Source organism: Actinomadura bangladeshensis, from assembly GCF_004348335.1.
In the GTDB taxonomy this organism is placed as follows: Bacteria; Actinomycetota; Actinomycetes; order Streptosporangiales; family Streptosporangiaceae; genus Spirillospora; species Spirillospora bangladeshensis.
This window is the reverse complement of record NZ_SMJW01000479.1, coordinates 1-2556: the sequence shown is the minus strand read 5'-3', so window position 1 is coordinate 2556 and position 2556 is coordinate 1. Positions and strand designations below refer to the sequence as shown.

Below are 2556 nucleotides of genomic sequence, written 5' to 3'. Positions count from 1 at the left end.
CCCCCGCCCCGCCGCCGCTTCCGGATCGGCGGGCATCGCGCGGGCCCTGACTAATCCCCCGAACTGAAACTAACCGGAAGATCTACGTGTTCCTGCCCAGGACGTGACTCTCGCAACGTCCGGCCGTGTCCGCCCCTGGAACCGGGGCCGCCTCTCAGGCACAGTGTGGAAAAGGATGCACAAGAATCGGGCATGGCGCCCTCTCGCGGGTCGCGGCGCGGGCAAGCTTGGTCAGGTGCCCTCTTCGACCTCCTGAAGAGGGCTTCGAGAGCGGCGATGTTCGGACATGCCGGGTACGGTGCTGGCAGCAGGTGTGTCCGGAAGAGAGACTCGGGAACCCGGGGGAAAGGGCACGCATGCGCCCTCGGTGGGCATCGGGCGGCCGACCGTGACAGCACGGTCGACCGGTCCGGGGTCCTCCGTGCCGTCAAGACAGGGCAGGAAGGACACGCATGCAGGAGCTGCGCCTCGTCGCGGTCAGCGAGGACGGTACGTACCTCGTCCTGGCCACCGCGGGCCGAGGCACCCGGTTCACCCTGCCCGTCGACGACCGGCTCCGCGCAGCGGTCCGTGGGCACTTCTCCCGCCTCGGCCAGTTCGAGATCGAAGTGGAGAGTCCCTTGCGCCCCAAGGAGATCCAGGCCCGCATCCGGTCCGGCGAGACCGCCGAGGAGATCGCCGAGTCGGCGGGCATCCCGGTCGAGCGCGTCCGCTGGTTCGAGGGACCGGTCCTGCAGGAACGCGAGTACATGGCCCAGCAGGCGCAGCGGGTCACCGTGCGCCGGCCGGGCGAGTCCACCCCCGGCCCGCCGCTCGGCGAGACCGTCGAGGAGCGGCTCGGCCGCGGCGGCGTCGACCTGGAAGAGGCCGAGTGGGACTCCTGGAAGTGCGAGGACGGCACCTGGCGCGTCCGGCTGTCCTTCTTCGAGGGCGGCCGCCCGCACGCCGCCGAGTGGACCTTCGACCCGCGCCGCCGGCACGTCTCCCCGCTGGATGAGATCGCCGCCCGCCTCACCTCCGTCGAGTGGGACGACGACGGGCTGTCCGACACCGTGACGCCGCTCGTCCCGCGCCGTCCGGCGATGAAGGTCGTCGGCAGCGACCGCGAGGTGCGCGGGCTGCCCGCCGAGCCCGAGCAGCCCGGCCCGGCCGGCCCGCCCGGGCCGCTCCGCGCCGCCGAGGCGCGCGAGTACATCATCGAGCGCGGCCGCATGGTCGACCCGCGCCCCGCCTTCCGCGAGGCGCCGGAGGGCGCGCCGCTGCGCGAGGCGTCCGCACCGGCCGGGTTCGGTCCCGGCGAGGCGTCCCCGCGCCCGCCGAGCCCCGCGCCCTCGCGGGACGAGCGCGAGCCGGACGAGGCCGCCGAGGCCGCGCGGGCGGGCTCGGTGAGCGCGGTGTCCGAGACGCCGGACACCGCCCCGGAGCAGGACGAGGCGGAGCCCCGCGCGAGCGAGGGCGAGGGCGAGACCGCCGAGGCGCGGGAGAGCGCGGTCGCCGAGTCCGGCGAGCACGAGGAAGCGCGCGCCGAAGAGCCCGCTCGGGCACAGGCGGCCGACCGGCCGGAGGAGCCCGTCACCGCCCCGGCGGAGGACGAGCACGAGGCCGCGCAGGCCGACGAGGCGTCCGAGCCGCACGACGAGGACGAGCAGGCCGAGGGAAGAGTCGCCGAGGCGCAGGACGTGCACGGGACCGAGGAGCCTGCCGAGGCCGAGCACGCCGAGCCTTCCGCGGACGCGGACGTCCAGGACGAGGACGAGGGCGGCAGAGCGCAGCGGGACGAGGCCGAGCGCCAGACCGGCGGGGAGCCCGAACCCGTCGCCGCCGAGGAGGCGGGCGAAGCGGAGGGCGAGCCGGGGCACGAGTCGCGCGGTGCCGCCGCGTCGGCCGAGCCTCGGCCTATGCGCACCGAGCCGGCGCGGACCGAGTCCGCTCGGAGCGAGCCTGCGCGGAGCGAGCCTGCGCCGGTGAAGAAGCCTCCGGCGCCGCGGCAGCCGCCGCGGGCCCCGGCCAAGAAGAAGCCGGCGACCCGCCCCACCATGCCCGCCGCCGCCCAGGACAAGCCGGCCACCGGCTCGCCCGCCGCCGCGAGCGGCGAGGGACCGGCGGCGCAGCGGCCCGCGCGGCGCCGCAAGGCCAAGGGCAAGCGCGCCTCCGTCCCGTCCTGGGACGAGATCATGTTCGGGGCGCGCCGCCCCGAGTAGCGGGCGGGGCGGCCAGGAACGGGGCGACCCAGTCGGGGGTGATCGCGGCGGCCAGCGCCACCGCGTCCTCCTCCGCCATGTCGGCCGAGGAGTAGCCGCCGTCGCCCGCCCCGACCGCGGCGACGAGGGTGGCGAGGCCGAGCCTGCGCTGGAACAGCGTGCGGCGGATGCGCCAGCCGACGACGGCGCCGTGCTCGACGACGATCTGGCGGCGGCGCAGCGAGCCCGACCGGACGGTGAGGCGCCCGCCGCCGGAGGCGTGGCCGAGCTGCCGGTAGCGGTCCAGGCCGAGCGGGACGGCGAGGACGGCCAGCCCCGCGCACAGGTAGGCGACCCAGGGCGGGCCGGCCGGCAC

Annotated in this window: 2 protein-coding genes; one reads left to right on the top strand and one right to left on the bottom strand. The window is 76.4% G+C overall.

The features are described from left to right. The first annotated feature begins 452 nt into the window (after positions 1–452). Positions 453–2201, top strand: a complete 1749-nt coding sequence (sepH, locus tag E1284_RS40110) for a septation protein SepH (protein ID WP_131945342.1) — start codon at positions 453–455, stop codon at positions 2199–2201. On the opposite strand, the gene E1284_RS40105 is transcribed toward sepH, so the two are convergent. Continuing rightward, positions 2173–2556, bottom strand: a 384-nt coding sequence (locus tag E1284_RS40105; RefSeq protein WP_165965625.1) for a PH domain-containing protein, incomplete at its 5' end; no start/stop codon positions are given. The two genes, sepH and E1284_RS40105, sit on opposite strands and share 29 nt — an antisense overlap.